At 54.4% G+C, this 16658-nt stretch carries 16 protein-coding genes; 5 read left to right on the top strand and 11 right to left on the bottom strand.

Going from position 1 to position 16658, the window contains the following annotated elements:
- Positions 1–5 precede the first annotated feature (5 nt).
- Both pdhA and FDK21_RS05340 read right to left on the bottom strand, forming a co-directional pair.
- On the bottom strand, positions 6–1049 hold the full coding sequence (gene pdhA, locus FDK21_RS05345; protein ID WP_114008793.1) for a pyruvate dehydrogenase (acetyl-transferring) E1 component subunit alpha: 1044 nt from the start codon (positions 1047–1049) through the stop codon (positions 6–8).
- 175 nt (positions 1050–1224) lie between these two features.
- A complete protein-coding gene (locus FDK21_RS05340; RefSeq protein WP_114008795.1) occupies positions 1225–1536 on the bottom strand; it encodes a septum formation initiator family protein in 312 nt (103 codons plus the stop codon).
- 440 nt (positions 1537–1976) lie between these two features.
- Here FDK21_RS05340 and FDK21_RS05335 point away from each other — a divergent pair, with 440 nt between their 5' ends.
- From FDK21_RS05335 to FDK21_RS05325, 3 genes are all read left to right on the top strand, one after another.
- A complete protein-coding gene (locus FDK21_RS05335; RefSeq protein WP_138147719.1) occupies positions 1977–3494 on the top strand; it encodes a UbiD family decarboxylase in 1518 nt (505 codons plus the stop codon).
- A gap of 7 nt (positions 3495–3501) precedes the next feature.
- Entirely contained in the window at positions 3502–4113 is a 612-nt protein-coding gene (locus tag FDK21_RS05330; protein ID WP_171021951.1) for a UbiX family flavin prenyltransferase, read from the top strand.
- Between the two features lie 112 nt (positions 4114–4225).
- Entirely contained in the window at positions 4226–4549 is a 324-nt protein-coding gene (locus FDK21_RS05325; RefSeq protein ID WP_138147717.1) for a hypothetical protein, read from the top strand.
- 82 nt (positions 4550–4631) lie between these two features.
- Here FDK21_RS05325 and FDK21_RS05320 read toward each other — a convergent pair whose 3' ends face one another.
- The 3 genes from FDK21_RS05320 to FDK21_RS05310 all read right to left on the bottom strand — a co-directional run bounded on the left by FDK21_RS05320 (position 4632) and on the right by FDK21_RS05310 (position 7234).
- Positions 4632–5126 (bottom strand): DUF6693 family protein, encoded by a 495-nt coding sequence (locus FDK21_RS05320; RefSeq protein ID WP_138147716.1) that lies wholly within the window; start codon positions 5124–5126, stop codon positions 4632–4634.
- 40 nt (positions 5127–5166) lie between these two features.
- The gene (eno, locus tag FDK21_RS05315; RefSeq protein WP_114009636.1) at positions 5167–6441 is read right to left on the bottom strand and encodes a phosphopyruvate hydratase; all 1275 of its coding nucleotides are present in this window, start codon (positions 6439–6441) and stop codon (positions 5167–5169) included.
- A gap of 271 nt (positions 6442–6712) precedes the next feature.
- Positions 6713–7234, bottom strand: a complete 522-nt coding sequence (locus tag FDK21_RS05310; protein WP_157967586.1) for a GNAT family N-acetyltransferase — start codon at positions 7232–7234, stop codon at positions 6713–6715.
- Between the two features lie 212 nt (positions 7235–7446).
- On the opposite strand from FDK21_RS05310, the gene FDK21_RS05305 reads away from it, so the two are divergent.
- Positions 7447–8430, top strand: coding sequence for a DUF1835 domain-containing protein (locus FDK21_RS05305; RefSeq protein WP_157967587.1), 984 nt, complete (start codon positions 7447–7449; stop codon positions 8428–8430).
- A gap of 72 nt (positions 8431–8502) precedes the next feature.
- Here FDK21_RS05305 and FDK21_RS05300 read toward each other — a convergent pair whose 3' ends face one another.
- The 6 genes from FDK21_RS05300 to tpiA all read right to left on the bottom strand — a co-directional run bounded on the left by FDK21_RS05300 (position 8503) and on the right by tpiA (position 14317).
- Positions 8503–8688, bottom strand: a complete 186-nt coding sequence (locus FDK21_RS05300) for a hypothetical protein (RefSeq protein WP_138147715.1) — start codon at positions 8686–8688, stop codon at positions 8503–8505.
- 300 nt (positions 8689–8988) lie between these two features.
- On the bottom strand, positions 8989–9819 hold the full coding sequence (gene kdsA / locus FDK21_RS05295; RefSeq protein WP_138147714.1) for a 3-deoxy-8-phosphooctulonate synthase: 831 nt from the start codon (positions 9817–9819) through the stop codon (positions 8989–8991).
- 99 nt (positions 9820–9918) lie between these two features.
- On the bottom strand, positions 9919–10788 hold the full coding sequence (locus FDK21_RS05290; RefSeq protein ID WP_138147713.1) for a VOC family protein: 870 nt from the start codon (positions 10786–10788) through the stop codon (positions 9919–9921).
- 123 nt (positions 10789–10911) lie between these two features.
- Positions 10912–12543: a CTP synthase gene (locus FDK21_RS05285; RefSeq protein WP_114008808.1), complete on the bottom strand. Its 1632-nt coding sequence runs from the start codon at positions 12541–12543 to the stop codon at positions 10912–10914.
- Positions 12544–12900: 357 nt separating this feature from the next.
- A complete protein-coding gene (gene secG / locus FDK21_RS05280; RefSeq protein WP_138147712.1) occupies positions 12901–13302 on the bottom strand; it encodes a preprotein translocase subunit SecG in 402 nt (133 codons plus the stop codon).
- A gap of 262 nt (positions 13303–13564) precedes the next feature.
- Complete coding sequence (tpiA, locus tag FDK21_RS05275) at positions 13565–14317, bottom strand: triose-phosphate isomerase (RefSeq protein ID WP_138147711.1); 753 nt, start codon at positions 14315–14317, stop codon at positions 13565–13567.
- A 425-nt stretch (positions 14318–14742) separates the two neighbouring features.
- On the opposite strand from tpiA, the gene FDK21_RS05270 reads away from it, so the two are divergent.
- Positions 14743–16623, top strand: a complete 1881-nt coding sequence (locus FDK21_RS05270) for a SurA N-terminal domain-containing protein (protein ID WP_138147710.1) — start codon at positions 14743–14745, stop codon at positions 16621–16623.
- The last annotated feature ends 35 nt before the right edge of the window (positions 16624–16658 follow it).

The raw sequence follows: 16658 nt of genomic DNA, 5'->3' as shown, positions 1-16658 counted from the left end.
ACCTCTTACCCTTCAACGTAAATATCGGTCCACAGCTCGGACACATCCGGCTCGGGATCGTTCTGGGCAAACTCGGCGGCTTCGGAAACGACCGCACGAATATCCTTGTCGATGGATTTCAGCTCGTCCTCGGTCGCCATCCCGGCATCAATCAGACGCGCACGCACCTGCTCGATCGGATCATGGTCGTTGCGCATCTTCTGCACTTCTTCCTTGGAGCGATATTTCGCCGGGTCCGACATGGAGTGACCGCGATAGCGATAGGTCAGCATTTCGAGGATGTAAGGCCCTTTGCCTTCACGCGCCCATTCAACAGCCCGCTCGGCGGCAGCAAGAACAGCACGCACGTCCATCCCGTCAACCTGTTCACCCGGAATACCAAAAGAGGCACCGCGCTGGGAAAGGTCGGTGTTGGAAGAAGACCGCTCAACCGAGGTCCCCATGCCATATTTGTTGTTTTCAATGATATAGATGGCTGGCAGGTTCCAGAGCTTGGCCATATTGAAGCTCTCATAGACCTGACCCTGGTTTGACGCGCCATCACCGAAATAGATCAGCGAGACATTGTCATTGCCAAGATAATAGTTGTTGAAGGCAAGACCAGTGCCGATAGAGACCTGAGCACCGACGATGCCGTGGCCGCCGAAGAAATTCTTCTCGCGGCTGAACATGTGCATCGAGCCGCCCTTGCCCTTGGAATAGCCACCCTTGCGTCCGGTCAACTCCGCCATTACGCCTTTAGGATCCATTCCGCAGGCCAGCATGTGGCCATGGTCGCGATAGGAAGTGACAACCTGATCGCCATCCTTGGTGGCCATCTGCATGCCGACAACGACCGCTTCCTGACCGATATAAAGGTGACAGAAACCGCCGATCAGCCCCATGCCATACATCTGGCCAGCCTTTTCCTCAAAACGGCGAACCATCAGCATTTCACGATAGGCGTGAAGCTCCTGTTCCTTATCAAACTCAACAATGGTACGATTAACTTGGGTACGAGACCCTTTGGCCACCGTCTTCTTGGTGGCACTTGTTCCGGATGCTGCCATGCTGGTGCTCCCTCAAGCGTTTCCTTGAGCGCACCATAACTTAGAAATGCACGCACCGCAATTGCGTCATAGTCGCTATTAAGCACCTAAAATAACGCTTCATATTATTGACATTTCTATGGAATTTTATTTTAACTGATTTTCAGTTAACTGAACTTCGTAAACCGAATTCAAGTTAATTTGTCAAAATGACAATCTCATCAGGATGCGCGACATTCATATTGGCACGGGCCCGCTCTTCCATCATGTCAGGATCGAGAGTCTCACGACGAAACAACGCGATGCGATGCTCACGCGATTCACGCACCAGCCGCAAGGCATGCAGATCAGCTTCCAGTCCATCCGCACGCGCCTTCATGGCCGTCAGGGAATAAACCCCATACCCGCCATGCAACGCGTGAAACACAAAATACGCAAGAATCAACAGAAAGCTGATCGGCAGCATCAATTGACGCAGCACTGAATTTCGTCTCTGGCGAGTAGCCATGCCGTACACCCTAACTAATCGGCTTATCGAGCAGTACGCAAAACCCTTTCTGCTCGATACAGTCTCTTTTTACGCCTCCTAGCGTTAACAAACGCTTTCATTTCCCGTCCAAATCTCAGAATTGCAGACATTTTTGGTATATGAAAACTTAATAAATTCAATCAGTTAACGATTGATTTACAAAACTGAATCAAAGCGGCACAGCCAGACAAATTAGCTTAGGAACATTGCCCATTCATCAGGACAAAGTGAGCCGACCACCACATCGCCCCTTCATTTGATCTTGGTCATGGGAATATGCGATCAACAATGCGATGCCAGACAGAGCGCTCATTTCGGCTCACAATGTCCTTTGCTGCTTCTACTCAGCCTCCTCAATCGATCCCACCGGAAAGGTCGACATCCATCCACTTCCCGGTCCCTCATCACAAGGCCCGATCATGCCTCTTTACAGCCGCACACTCCCTGCCTTCACCGACTTGCGGGATTTCATGCGCTTTTGCGAGAAGAAAGGGCAACTCCTGCGGATCAGTGAACCGGTCTCCATGAAGCTGGAAGCCACCCAGCTACAACGCCGGATCATGGAGCAGGACGGCCCCGCCCTGTTGCTGGAGCATCCCATCTGCAGCAATGGCGCACCGAGCGACATGCCTGTCCTGCTCAATCTGTTCGGCACCGTGGAACGGGTCGCATGGGCCTTGGGCTGCGAAAGGGATGCCTTACTGGAGCTGGGACAATTTCTGGCCTATCTGCGCCAACCCCAGCCGCCGACCCGCTCGGAATTGCTGGGAGCCATTTCACCGTTGCTCAAAGCCGCCACCAGCCTGCGCGGCAAGATCCAGTCCGCCGCCTTTTCGCAAGAAGTGGTCGACACCGGCGACGCCATCAATCTTGATCGCTTACCAATCCAGACCTGCTGGCCCGGCGAACCAGCCCCTCTGATCACATGGCCGATTGTCATTACCCGTCCGCATGACAAACAGACGGACGATATCAAACACTATAATTGGGGCGTCTATCGCATGCAGCAAGTCAGCCGCAATCAGGCTTTGGTGCGCTGGCTGGAAAATCGCGGTGGCGCCGCCCATTTCCGCTCATGGCACCAACAGGGCGAAGACATGCCCATCGCCATAGCCATTGGCGCAGACCCTGCGACCATCATGGGCGCTGTCACACCCATCCCCGAAACACTGAGCGAAGCACAATTTTCCGGTCTATTCCGGGGCAAGCCAACCCAATTGGTCAGGGCCAAGACCCAGCCGCTGCTGGTGCCCGCCAATGCGGAAATCATCATCGAGGGCACTGTCTCGGCAACCGAAACCCGCCCCGAAGGCCCCTATGGCGATCATACCGGCTATTATAATGCAGTCGAACCCTTCCCCCTGATGACGGTCACTGCTGTCACCCGCCGCCATGAGCCGATTTATCTCTCCACCTATACTGGCCGCGCACCGGACGAACCCTCGGTTATTTCTGAAGCGATGAATGATGTCTTCATGCCGCTGGTCCAGCAGGTCTTCCCCGAGGTCACCGATTGCTGGCTGCCACCAGAAGCCGCCTCCTATCGCATTGCCGTCATCGCCATCGACAAGCGCTATGCCGGACAGGCCCGTCGGGTGATGATGGGCATGTGGTCCATGCTGCCGCAATTCAACATGACGAAACTGATCATCATCGTCGACAAACACATCAATGCCCGCAACTGGGCCGACGTCATGTGGGCGGTCGCCACCAAGATGGATCCGTCACGTGATCTGTTGACCATCGACAACACCCCGATGGATTATCTCGATTTCGCCTCGATCCGCGAAGGCCTTTCCGGCAAGCTCGGCATCGACGCAACCGACAAGATCGGCACCGAGACTGACCGCGAATGGGGGGCAGAGATGCGGATGGATGACGAGATCTGCACCAAGGTCGATGACCTGCTTGCCTCCATCCATGCGAAAAAACAGTGAGGCAGCCATGACCAATCCCACCAAAAAGAAAATCGGCATCGTGGTTTCTGGCGCATCCGGATCGGTTCTGGCACTTGAAAGCCTCAAGCTCCTGCGCCAGCTGGCAGAGACAGATCCAACGCTTCAGATCCACGCCATCCTCACCGACGGTGGCCGCCAGACCGCCTCTTTGGAGCTTGAGTCACACGAACAGGCACTGCTCGAAAGCCTGCCAGATCATCTCCATGATGATCGTGACCTGACCGCCTCCATCGCCAGCGGCTCCAACCCGCTGGACGCCCTACTGATCGTTCCCTGCTCGGTGCGCAGCCTGTCAGCCGTGGCGCACAGTCAGACCGACCGCCTGTCGATCCGTGCCGCCGATGTGATGCTGAAAGAACGCCGCACGCTCGTTTTGGCCGTCCGCGAAAGCCCGCTGCATCTGGGCCACCTGCAAGCCATGCAGATGGTCACCCAGATGGGCGGCATCATTGCCCCGCCCCTGCCCGCCTATTATCTCAAACCACAAAGCATCACCGAGCTTGCCCGCCAGAATGCAGCGCGCCTGCTGTCGCTTTGCGGCCTCCCGGTCGGCGACCTGATGCAACGCTGGCGGCCCGAGACGCCCTCTCAGAGCTGATTTCGATGATTCTAAACAGGATCGACCGGAATGACTGTAAAAAGGCCTGACAGCCCGCCTGTCTTCGCCTAAGGTCTCTTTGGCACGCCAAGGGACGAAAAAGGGGAAAGACATGCTGTTGTGGGTCGCATTGAAGCAAACTCTGGCAGGCGCTTGGCGCTTGGCCATTGGCATCATTCTTGGCACAGCGCTCTATATCTATTGCTTTCTTTATCGCGAAGATATCTACCGGCAGGTCCACCTTTCCACCCGTCAGGCCGTCGACTGGCTGGAGACACAGCCCTTCATCATGGATTATGCCAAATGGTATGAGCTGTTGAAGATCGATGACAAGCTTGCCTTTGCCCTCTATGTCCTGTTTGCCCGCATCGTGTGGATGTTCTTTGAAACAGTGATTTCCTATCTCTTCCGCAAAATGAGCGAAGGAGAAGGATAAGACACACAAAAAAGCCCGCCCAACAAGACCCACGAGCCCCTCAAGGGAACACGGCTCTTCCAGTTCGGACAGGCTGATTGTCTTAACGTGTGGACACAGAAACTGGTGCGTCAATCGGCAGAATGACCGAAGCATTGAGCAATTTGCGGAAAACCGCGAACCAATAGACGATATAAGCAATCCCGAAGGTTACGATCGACAAAAGCAACCAAATCACTGCATGCCCGACAATTTGCGCAAGCGTGAAATCGACATACAGTCGTCCGATTTTGTTTCCATGCTCATCAACCACGAATGTTCGGTTGATTGGTGCCTTGTTCAAATAATAGGGCATGACAAACAATGCCAAACCGAAGGTGATGAAAGACAGCACCACCCACAAGACAACCAACCCAATTCCCTCAATCAATTCCAATTCACATCTCAAACTACGCATTGCGCTTTTCCCAGATAAACTTTCAGCGGTCCGCCTTGACCGCAACAACAATAAAAAAGTAGTCACCACCAAAAGCCCAACATCAGAAGTGCAAGCATCCACAAAAAAACCGACGCACCCGTCAGGATGCGTCGGTTTCAATCTTGTCAGCTGAACCCGAAAGCCCGGCTCAATCCAGCAATTAGCCTTTGAGGATCGAGCGGCCAGCGAATTTCGCCATTGGGCCAAGCTCTTCTTCAATGCGGATCAGCTGGTTGTATTTTGCCAAACGGTCGGAACGAGACAGTGAACCGGTTTTGATCTGACCGCAGTTGGTCGCAACAGCAAGATCAGCGATGGTCGCATCTTCGGTTTCACCGGACCGGTGAGACATCACAGCGGTGTAACCGGCTTTATGAGCCATTTCGACAGCTTCCAGAGTCTCGGTCAGGGAACCAATCTGGTTCACTTTGACGAGGATGGAGTTGCCGACACCCATTTTAATGCCGTCACGCAGGCGTGCAGAGTTGGTCACGAACAGATCGTCGCCAACCAGCTGGCATTTGTCGCCGATTTTCTCGGTCAGCAGTTTCCAGCCTTCCCAATCGTCTTCGTCCATGCCGTCTTCGATGGAGATGATCGGGTACTTGGCAACCAGAGCTGCGAGATAGTCAGCCATGCCAGCGGAATCAAGCACGGTGCCTTCGCCTTTGAGATTGTATTTGCCATCTTCGTAGAATTCGGAAGAAGCACAATCCAGAGCGAGATAGATGTCTTCACCCGGCGTGTAACCAGCATCCTTGATGGACTGCATGATGAAATCAAGCGCTGCTTCGGTGGATTCAAGGTTTGGAGCAAAACCACCTTCGTCACCAACAGCAGTGTTGTGACCGGCTTTCTGCAGACCTTTTTTCAGGGAGTGGAAAACTTCGGCACCCATGCGAACGGCTTCAGCGATGCTGTCAGCGCCCACAGGCATGATCATGAATTCCTGAATGTCGATCGGGTTGTCCGCATGCTCGCCGCCATTGATGATGTTCATCATTGGAACTGGCAGGGTGCAAGCATTCATGCCGCCCACATAGCGGTAAAGCGGCAGGCCAGCAGCCTGAGCAGCAGCCTTGGCAACAGCCATGGAGGTACCCAGAATGGCGTTTGCGCCAATGCGACCTTTGTTTTCAGTGCCGTCGAGTTCGATCATTACCTGATCAAGCTGGATCTGGTTCTCGGCATCGAGACCAACCAGAGCGTCAAAGATTTCATCATTGACAGCTTCGACCGCCTTGGTCACACCCTTGCCAAGATAACGCTCTTCACCGTCACGCAGTTCGTGCGCTTCGTGCACGCCGGTGGAGGCGCCAGATGGAACGGCTGCACGGCCAAAAGAGCCGTCTTCCAGAACGACGTCCACCTCAACGGTAGGGTTGCCGCGGCTGTCCAGGATCTCGCGACCCAAGATGTCGATAATTGCGGTCATGTTCATACCTCAATTTGCATGGATTGAATGAAATCAGATGCTTGCTGTCTATCGAAAATCGTCACAGAATCCTAGGGCAGATTGCATCTTTTTTGCCAAATCGGAGCCTAGAGGAGCATTTTGACAGCCCCATAACGAACATTTGCCCTTTTCGTGTCCGACCTGTGCAAAACTATGCTTTAGTCGTAGACCGTTTGTATCGTATGTCGCACCGGCTTTCAGCGATGCGACCCGGACAAAGTTGGGCAAATCAAGTCCCTAGACCGCTCCTCTATTCATCGGTTTGAAAAAGATTGCAACGATACAGATCAAGGCGCTCTCCGGAATCCACATGAAGAAAATCCCCAATCAAGGCGAAATCCAACCGCAACAGCAGCTTGGCCGATGCGGCATTATGCCTTGAGACGATGGCGAACAATTCCGACAGGTCACAGGCCTGCCGCGCATGCTGCATCACCGCCAGACACGCTTCCCGCGCATAGCCTTTGCCCCAAAAGGATGGAAGCAACGCATAGCCGAGATCAATCCCCTCTAGTCCCTCCCTGTTGACCAACCCGCTCATGCCAATGGGCACGCCATCATGGGTTTCAACCAGATAGAGTCCAAAGCCATTTTCCAGATAGGAACGCTGCAACACGGTCAGCAGATAGTCCTCGGCCTCAGCAACGCTTCTGATGCCCCTGTCCCCAATATTGGCGTGGTAGGACGGCTCATTCAGCAGCCCCAGAAGAAAGGATGCATCCGACCGCTCGAACCGGCGCAAAACCAATCGGTTTGTCACAGCAATGATCATTGACCCTCCCGGGGAAACCTGCTTCAACATTAAACAAAGGCACGCACGTTTTGAATCGCCTTGATCCTTACCCGGATCTCTTAGGACCGGAGCTCTTAAGAAATGCACGATAGAGGCAACCAAAGCCAACCACCAGAGGCGATTGGCACAATCTGAAGACCTCTGGAGCGCCACATATCATTCAATCCATTGCAGCAAAAATGGGGATAGCCTTGACAAAACTGATCATAACCAATGGGGACAGCGCCGCCGACCTGTTGGCCGAAGCTGGCTATGAAGACACCATTTTGCCATGGCGTGACGTCTTGCACGAAGGCCCGATCCCGGATGCCGAAGACGATCTGTTCGGGCTGATTCGCAGCAAGTATCTTGCCGGAGACGACCAAAGTCAGGCCAAAGAAATCCTGCAAGATTTCAAGGATCGTCTGACACTGATGCGCGATCATAACCGCTTCGAGCGGATTGAATTATGGTTCGAGCACGATCTCTACGACCAACTGCAGATCCTGCAAATTCTCGACATGCTGTCCCGCTTTGGCCGGATCAACAATGTCTTCATCATTCAGGCTCCGACCTATCTGGGCATGCAAACCCCTGACAATATTGGTCGATTTGAGGAATTGGGCTTGCCGGTGCTGGACCGCATGTTTGCCTTCGCCTCGCGCGCATGGCGCGCCTATGCTTACGCTGGCCCCAAAGCGATCAACAAAATCCGACAGGAACCGATCCCCGGCTTCCCCTTCATGGGTCAGGCCTTTTTGCGTGCCTTGCAGGAACTGCCCGGCACGGATGGTCTGTCTCGTACCGAGCGCCAGATTCTCTACAGCCTTGATCGCGGCGTCGCCCGCCCGGGCATGCTGTTTGCACAGGTACAGAATATGGAAGAAGCGATTTTCCTTGGCGACATGAGCTTTTTCAAGATCCTTTCGGGCCTGCAATATTGCCCCCGTCCGGTCCTGACCGGACTGCCGCAGGAATTCAAGGCCCAGATCCTGTCTGACAGCCCACAGCGCAAAGAGTTCATCACCTCGCCTCTCCACATCACCGAGTTTGGCAAGGACGTGCTGGCTGGCAAGGCCGACTTCCTGTCAGAAAACGGCCTGCATCGCTGGTGGGGCGGCACAGAACTGACCACCAGTGACCATTGGCGATGGGATGACGAGGCAGAAAGCCTCACGCGGCACCGCGCGGCCTGACTGACACTCACGGACCCGACAAAAAAGGCGCATCCCCAAGGACGCGCCTTTCTGAATGCAATCAGTGAGGCTTTATCGACCGTGGGTCACGAGCACCAGCGAGACCAGAGATATGGCGGTCAGGCTCAAGGCTGGCAGAATGATCGCCGGATAGCCGAAGGTGGCAATCGCAAAGCCCCAGCCAACCAGCAAGGCCAGCACGAAAAGAACAAAAAGGGACACTTTGATGGAACTTGAGGAGGTTGCTGCTTCGCTCATTTTGGTCTCACCCTTCAAACTGGCGGCACTCGCACGCCGATCATTTCATTTGCCATGAAACGACATGGAATTCCGTGACGCTCAAACCACCCAATAGTTGGCAATCATTGCAAGTAGGTGTTTGCGCGTATGTTTCTTTCCCTTAAATAGAAACATCCAACCGAAATGGTAATTACAAATACGTAACTGTGCTCTTCTGCCGCACCTTTTACCCATGCCGGAATGCAGCAGAAAAAGACAAAGAAAAACCCTCACCGCAAAGCAATGAGGGTTTCTCGGACTTTCGCGATTTCAATAGCCTTAGGCTTTGGCCAAGGCATCAAATTGCTGCAACTGGCGCAACAAACCTTCAAGTTCCTTGATCGGAACCATGTTCGGACCATCACTTGGCGCCCTGTCCGGATCTTCATGGGTTTCAATAAACAGCCCAGCCACACCAACAGCAACCGCTGCTCTGGCCAGCACAGGGACAAACTCCCGCTGACCGCCGGAGGTGCTGCCCTGTCCGCCCGGCTGCTGCACCGAATGGGTCGCATCAAAAATGACCGGAGCACCCGTCTCAGCCATAATCGGCAGGCCGCGCATATCAGTCACCAGCGTATTGTAGCCAAAGGAGGTGCCGCGATCTGTCAGCATCACGTTGGCATTGCCACTATCAACTATTTTGGCAGTCACATTGCGCATATCCCATGGTGCAAGAAACTGACCTTTCTTAACATTGATGACAGCCCCCGTTTTGGCCGCAGAAACCAGTAGATCGGTCTGACGGCACAAAAAGGCCGGGATCTGCAAGATGTCAACGACTTCGGCAACCGCCTGGCACTGATCGGCCTCATGAATGTCGGTCACCACCGGCAGGCCATATTTTTCCTTGATCTCGGCGAAGATCGGCAAAGCCTTCTCAAGACCGATGCCTCTTTGAGAATTCAGGCTCGTCCGGTTTGCCTTGTCAAAGGAGGATTTGTAGACAATGCCAATATTCAGATTGTCGGAAATCTCTTTCAGGGCTGCAGCCATTTCGAGCGCGTGCTCGCGACTTTCCATCTGGCAAGGGCCAGCCAATACGGACAAAGGCAGATGATTGCCAAACTGGACCGAGCCAGCTGAAACAACTTTGTTGGGTGCAGTCATGATCTCATCTCGTTGAAGGTTGTTGGGGTGCTCTGGGCGCCGGCCCGAAGCCGCAACATCTGTGTCTGCCCAATAGGGCTATTGTGTGTTTTTGCATCGTCAAGCCTGCCGCAGCAGCAGGCCACAGCCACACAGGGCATCCGGCTGGACGACCAGATGTCCGGCATAATCAAAGTAGGGTATCTTTGCAGCATCGAGCGCCGCTTTGGCGCGCGCCAGATCAAGACAGATAATCAGTGCAGCGATCCCGCCATCCTGAGCCAGTGAAAGTGGCAAATCGAGCCCATAGAAGGTCTTGGCAGCCAGCGGTGTTAAAACTTCCAGCACGCCATGGCCGGTATCCACCACCACACCGGCACTGGTGGAACGCATTTCCCTCTGACCGGAAAAACCACCCAGAAACTCATGATGATCGGATGGATTGTCTGCGCTGAACACGACCGAGCAAAGACGCTGTGCGCCATTGGCATGCTGCTGATAGTCCGGTTTCCAGAAATGCTCGGGCTCATGCTTGTGATGGCAGATGAAGAAACCCGTATTGTCCATCAAGGCATTATGCAAAAAGCCGTTGGAGAAGCTGACCGTTTTTGTCGATCCATCTGGTTGGACCGCTTGGCGCTCGAAATCAAACTGCGGATAGGTTTCCAGATTGAGCGCCTGAAAGATTGCCAGATCCCGATCCACATTGTCAGATCGCAGGACCAGCATCGATGCCCCTTCCCGCTCTTCAAGAAAGGTCTGGTTGAAACGGGCAAAGGAGAAATCCCCTTCCGTCGCTTCAGGCATCAGGCTTTCGTCATGCACAGACAGAAGCTCAATGAAGGCCCCATCCAGCTGGACAAGGGCATTTTTGGTCCCGAACGGATGATAGGCCGTAGGCGTAATGGTAAAACCGAGAGAGCGATACAGCGCGCAAGCGGCCTCCAGATCCCGAACCGCCACGACAACATGATCAACACCACGCAACATAACCTATACTCCCCCAGCTAACCAACAGGACAGTTTCACTATGACCCAGTCCAAATCGGCATGGTTGACGGCTGGCCCATTTTGCTCAGCGGGTCAGCCATCCAATTCCAAATCCTCGACCGATCAGACCAGTCGGCTTTGCTCCACCGCAGCTCCGATGAAGGAAGCAAACAGTGGATGCGGAGCAAAGGGGCGGGATTTCAGCTCTGGATGATACTGAACCGCCACGAACCATGGATGATCAAGAATCTCGACCGTCTCCGGCAGAACCCCGTCAGGTGACAAACCGGCAAATTTCAGACCGCACGCTTCGAGCTTCTCTTTGTAGTCGATATTGACTTCATAGCGATGCCGATGGCGCTCATGAATGACGGTCTCGCCATAGATATTGGCGATTTTCGACCCTTCGATCAAATGGGCTTCATAGGCCCCCAAACGCATGGTGCCGCCCAGATCACCATCCTGTCGCCGGGTTTCCAGCGCATTGCCTTTGGTCCACTCGGTCATAAGACCGACAACGTGGCTACCAGCCTCACCAAATTCGGACGAAGAGGCATCCTTGATGCCAGCCAGATTGCGCGCCGCTTCAATCACCGCCATCTGCATGCCGAAGCAGATGCCGAAGTATGGGATTTTATTCTCACGGGCATATTTGACCGCAGCAATCTTGCCTTCGGCCCCACGCTCCCCAAAGCCGCCCGGCACCAGAATGCCATGGACACCTTCCAGACGAACCGTCGGATCGCTGTCGCCTTCAAAAATGTCGGATTCGATCCAGTCGAGTTTGACTTTGACCTTGTTGGCAATGCCCCCATGGGTCAGCGCCTCGATCAGAGACTTGTAGGCATCGAGCAGCGAGGTATATTTGCCCACAACCGCAATGGTCACTTCCCCTTCCGGGTTGCTCAACCGATCGACAATTTCGTGCCAGCGATCAAAATTCGGCTTCGGTGCGCCGTCAATGCCAAAAGCGGCCAACACTTCCTTGTCCAGCCCTTCGGCATGATAGGAAAGCGGCACTTCATAGATATTGTTGACATCCAGCGCCTGAATGACCGCCTCGGGGCGAACATTGCAGAAGAGTGACAGCTTGCGTCGTTCCGCTTCCGGGATCTGACGATCACAACGCACCATCAGGATGTTTGGCTGAATGCCGATCGACCGCAATTCTTTCACCGAATGCTGCGTCGGTTTGGTCTTCAACTCACCTGCACTCGGGATATAAGGCACAAGGGTCAGATGAATATAGATGGCCTGACCGCGCGGCAACTCGTTGCCCAGCTGACGGATCGCTTCGAAAAATGGCGTCGCTTCGATGTCGCCCACCGTGCCGCCAATTTCGCAGAGCACGAAGTCATAATCATCGTTGCCGTCAAGAATGAAACTTTTGATCTCGTCCGTCACATGCGGAATCACCTGAACTGTACCGCCCAGATAATCGCCCCGCCGTTCCTTGGTCAGGATGTTCTGATAGATCCGCCCGGTCGTGATATTGTCCTTCTTGTTCGAAGGACGACCGGTAAACCGTTCATAATGCCCCAGATCAAGGTCTGTCTCGGCACCATCATCGGTGACGAAGCATTCCCCATGCTGGTAAGGGGACATCGTCCCGGGGTCGACATTGAGATAGGGATCAAGTTTGCGTAGCCGACAAGAATAGCCACGCGCCTGTAGAGCCGCTGCAAGGGCCGCAGACGCAAGCCCTTTGCCAAGCGAAGACACCACACCGCCAGTAATGAAAATATATCGCGCCATGGACCTGTAGAGTACTTATCTTTGAGTCGATTCGCCAAACAAATCGGCCTCGTTCCACCATTTAAGTGACCCATGCCGCCCGCTCCGGCACCCCTGTGCCCGAACCACCACCCTTGATGGCAACAGACCCACAAGAAACGAAACAGACAGGCGATCAGCCACCCAGCGAGCGCGCGCGCCTCACCCCGACAGGGGTGTCAGGAATAGGAATGACGAGCGCATGACTTCAAAACCACCTATCTCAGATCGGGATAACCGCACATTTCGGCAGGCAGTCAACAGAAACCGGCCCATGCAGCGAGGCAAAGGCCGGTTGAAAAAGTGTCAGAATCTGGTCTCGCACGAGACAATTCCGCCTTACTCCGAGGTCGGAACCTGTGGACCGCTCGGGGTCGCAGGTGCCACCGGAGCCGCAGGTGCGGTTGGCGTCAACTGTTGCAGCTCGTCCAGAATACCGCCCTGACCCGGGGTCGCAGGCGTCTCGGTGCCGGTCTGGGTTGGCACATTATCCAGCACGTCAGCTGGGCTGCTTTTCTGCGAGGCCAGAATACCAAGACCCAAGGACGTAATGAAGAAGCCAGCCGCCAAAATCGCGGTGGTCCGGGTCAGCAGGTTTGCTGCGCCACGTCCGGTCATAAAACCGCCGCCGCCACCGCCGCCGCCGATGCCAAGCGCGCCGCCTTCGGAGCGCTGCAGAAGCACCACAACCACAAGGGCAGCAACAATCAGCAAGTGAATGACAATAACAACTGATTCCATCGTCCAACCGTCTCTTAAAACAGTCAATCGGGCCAACAAAGAACTGCGGCCCGACGCAAAAGGTTCATATTTCTTGGGCGTCTTCTACAACAAGACTCCCGGCAATACCAGTGCCAAGCTGAGTTTTTTCCGTGCGCCCTTGCCTATTTGGGAACAAAGCCACCAACAAACAAGACCAAAGGGTGCCATTGAGACACCCTTTTCCCTTTTCTCAAAGGTACAACGGCAAATTACCTCATCAGGGCCTAGCCGCTTTCAAGGCCTATTTGTAGGCGGCCAAAATGCCAAGGAAGTCTGCCGCCTTCAGGCTGGCGCCGCCCACCAGAGCCCCATTCACATTGTCAACACCCATCAGCTCAACAGCATTGGAAGCCTTGACCGAACCACCATAAAGCAAACGCATGGATGCCCCGTCTTCACCAAGGGCTTCAACCAACTGCTTGCGCATGAAGGCATGCACTTCAGCCACATCTTCAGCGGTTGGCGTCAGACCGGTGCCGATTGCCCACACCGGCTCGTAAGCAATAACGGTGTTGGCTGCGGTCGCACCCGCCGGAATGGAACCAGCCAGCTGGGACCCGACGACTTCGAGGGTTTCTCCACCCTTGCGCTCAGCTTCGGTTTCACCAACACAGATGATGGCAACCAGATCCTGCGCCCAGACGGCTTCCGCCTTGGATTTGACGACGTCATTGGTCTCGCCATGATCAGCACGGCGCTCGGAGTGACCAACGATCACGGCATCAGCACCAGCATCGGCCAGCATTTGGGCAGAAATGTCACCGGTATGGGCACCGGATACATTGAAGTGACAATCCTGCGCACCAATGGCAACCGCGCTGTCAGCCGCTTTTTCTGCAAAAGCAGCAACCAAAGTGAAGGGAGGACAGATCATGGTATCAGCTTTGGCAGCAAGCTCAGCGTCGAATCCGGCGATCAACGCCTCGAGTTCTGGGGCGGATGCCTTAAGGCCGTTCATTTTCCAGTTACCGGCGACGAGAGGTTTGATGCTCATATGTCTGATCCTTCAATCTGATGATGGGTCCAAAAATTGGGTCTGAGAGAAGAAGTCAAAACCGAACTGTGCCGCACCAACGCGCCACAAGAAAATGCCTCCGCCTCCCGGATTGCCCTTCTCATACTCCAACTTTAGGTGCATTTGCACGGCAAGGCTGCCATGCAGAGCTGTTTTCCCCCTACTTTTCTCGTGATTGGGTCACAAAATCCCCCTGATCGGATCAGATCACCAATCTTTCTGCGAACAAAATCCGCACCGTCCCCATTTGTGCCACCTTTTCAGCACGGATTGGGTTGCAGCTTGGACATGAGCTTTCTATGATCCGGCGAACATTTAAGAAAGGCAGACGGGCCGCCAAAAATGTATGAAACCATGACGGTTTGGTCTTTACCCGCCTGCACGATAGAAGGACACACCATCCCATGATGGACACTATGCGTTCGATGGCCTCGGGTTTTGTTGCCAAAATCCTGATGGGCCTTCTGGTTCTGAGTTTTGCGGTCTGGGGCATCGCAGACATTTTCTCCAATTTTGGTCGCGGTGCCGTTGCGACGGTTGGGGAAACCGAAATTGATGGCCGCGATTACCAAAGCGAACTGATTCTGGAAGTCAACGCGCTGTCAAACCGGTTGGGACGCCGTCTGACCAGCGCTGAGACAGCGGCCTTTGGTCTCCCCAATCAGGTGCTTGGACGCCTGATTGGCGAAGGCTCTCTCAATGATCTGGCCCGTCGTTTCAATATGGGCCTCTCGCCGACCGAACTGGCCAAGAGCATCGCTCAGGAGCCAGCATTTCAGGCGCTTGGCAAATTTGACCGCAACCAGATGAACCTCGTTTTGCGCAATGCAGGCACCACTGAGGATCGCTATGTGGTCAATCGTCAGAATCTCGAAGTCCGCCGCCAACTGGCCGCCGGACTGACAGGGAAAGCCACCCTGCCCGTTGCAGCATTGAAGGTTTTCAACACTTTCAGCTTTGAGACCCGCGACATTTCCTATGTGACCTTGAGCGAAGACACTGTCAGCGAGATTGAAGATCCATCCGATGCTGAACTGACAAGCTATTTCGAGCAAAAGAAGATGGCTTTCCGGGCACCGGAATATCGCACCTTCGAAATGCTCAAGCTCGAGCCGGGCGACATCATGGACGCTTCCAAGGTCACCGACGAAGACGCCAAGCATTATTATGAAACGGTCCAGAACCGTTTTGTGCAGCCAGAACGCCGCCAGATGCAGCAGATCCTCTTCAGCACGGAAGAAGATGCCAAAGCCGCTTCTGACAAGATTGCCAATGGCTCCACCTATGAAGACATCATGACCGAGCGCAATCTGACCGAGGCCGACATCGACTTCGGGCTGCTGACGAAGGCTGAAATCCCCGAAAAAGTGGCCGCTGATGCTCTTTACACATTGGAAGAAGGTCAGGTTTCCGACGTCATTAAGGGGCGCTTTGGTTATCTGTTGCTGCGCAACGCCAAGACCGAGGCCTCTCAGGCGTCCCCATTTGATGAAATCAAGGATCAGTTGAAAGCTGAAATCGCCGCAACCCGCGCCAAGGACGATGTTCTGAGCGTCTTCGACCAGGTTGAAGATGAACGCGCGGGCGGAGCAACCCTGAAGGAAGTCGCAGACAAGATGCAGCTGCCGTTGCGGATGGTTACCGCCATTTCAGTTGCAGGCGATCTGCAGTCCGGCGACAAAGTGACAGACCTTCCGGCGCAGGCAGATCTGCTGAAATCGGTGTTTGACAATGATGTCGATTTCGAAGCCGACCCGGTGGAAATCGAGGATTCCGGCTACGCCTGGTTCATGGTCAAGGATGTGATCGAAAGCCGCGACCGCACTCTGGATGAGGTCCGCAACGATGCCATTGCCGCATGGAAGAAGGACCAACGTGCGGAGCGCAATGCAGCCCGCGCTGCGGATCTTCTCAAAGAGGTCAATGCAGGCAAGAGCCTTGAAGACGTTGCGAGCGAACAAGGGCTAACCCTTGAGAAAGCCGCCAATGTCTCTCGTCAAGGCAGTGCGGCGCTTCCAACACCTGCCGTACAGCAGGCTTTCAATGGTCCCGAAGGTCACAAAACCAGCGCCGTTGAAGGCACGATCCAATATGTGCTCGTGGTCGACAAGGTCACCGAGCCGGACTTCGATGCCGATGCCCTGCAGATTGCGGGCCTCAAACAGCGCCTCAACGAAAATGCAGGCAACGATATGCTTGGTCAGTTAAGCGAAACCATCCTGCGCGACATTGGTTACACCATCAACGAAGCCATGATGCAGCAGATCGTCAATGGTGCCCGCTAAGAAGTGCCTTTCATCGACCAATTGACAGGTTATCT

The organism is Cohaesibacter sp. CAU 1516 (genome assembly GCF_005771485.1).
Classification (GTDB): domain Bacteria; phylum Pseudomonadota; class Alphaproteobacteria; order Rhizobiales; family Cohaesibacteraceae; genus Cohaesibacter; species Cohaesibacter intestini.
Note: the sequence above shows the minus strand (reverse complement) of the source record. Positions and strands in the feature narration are given on the sequence as shown.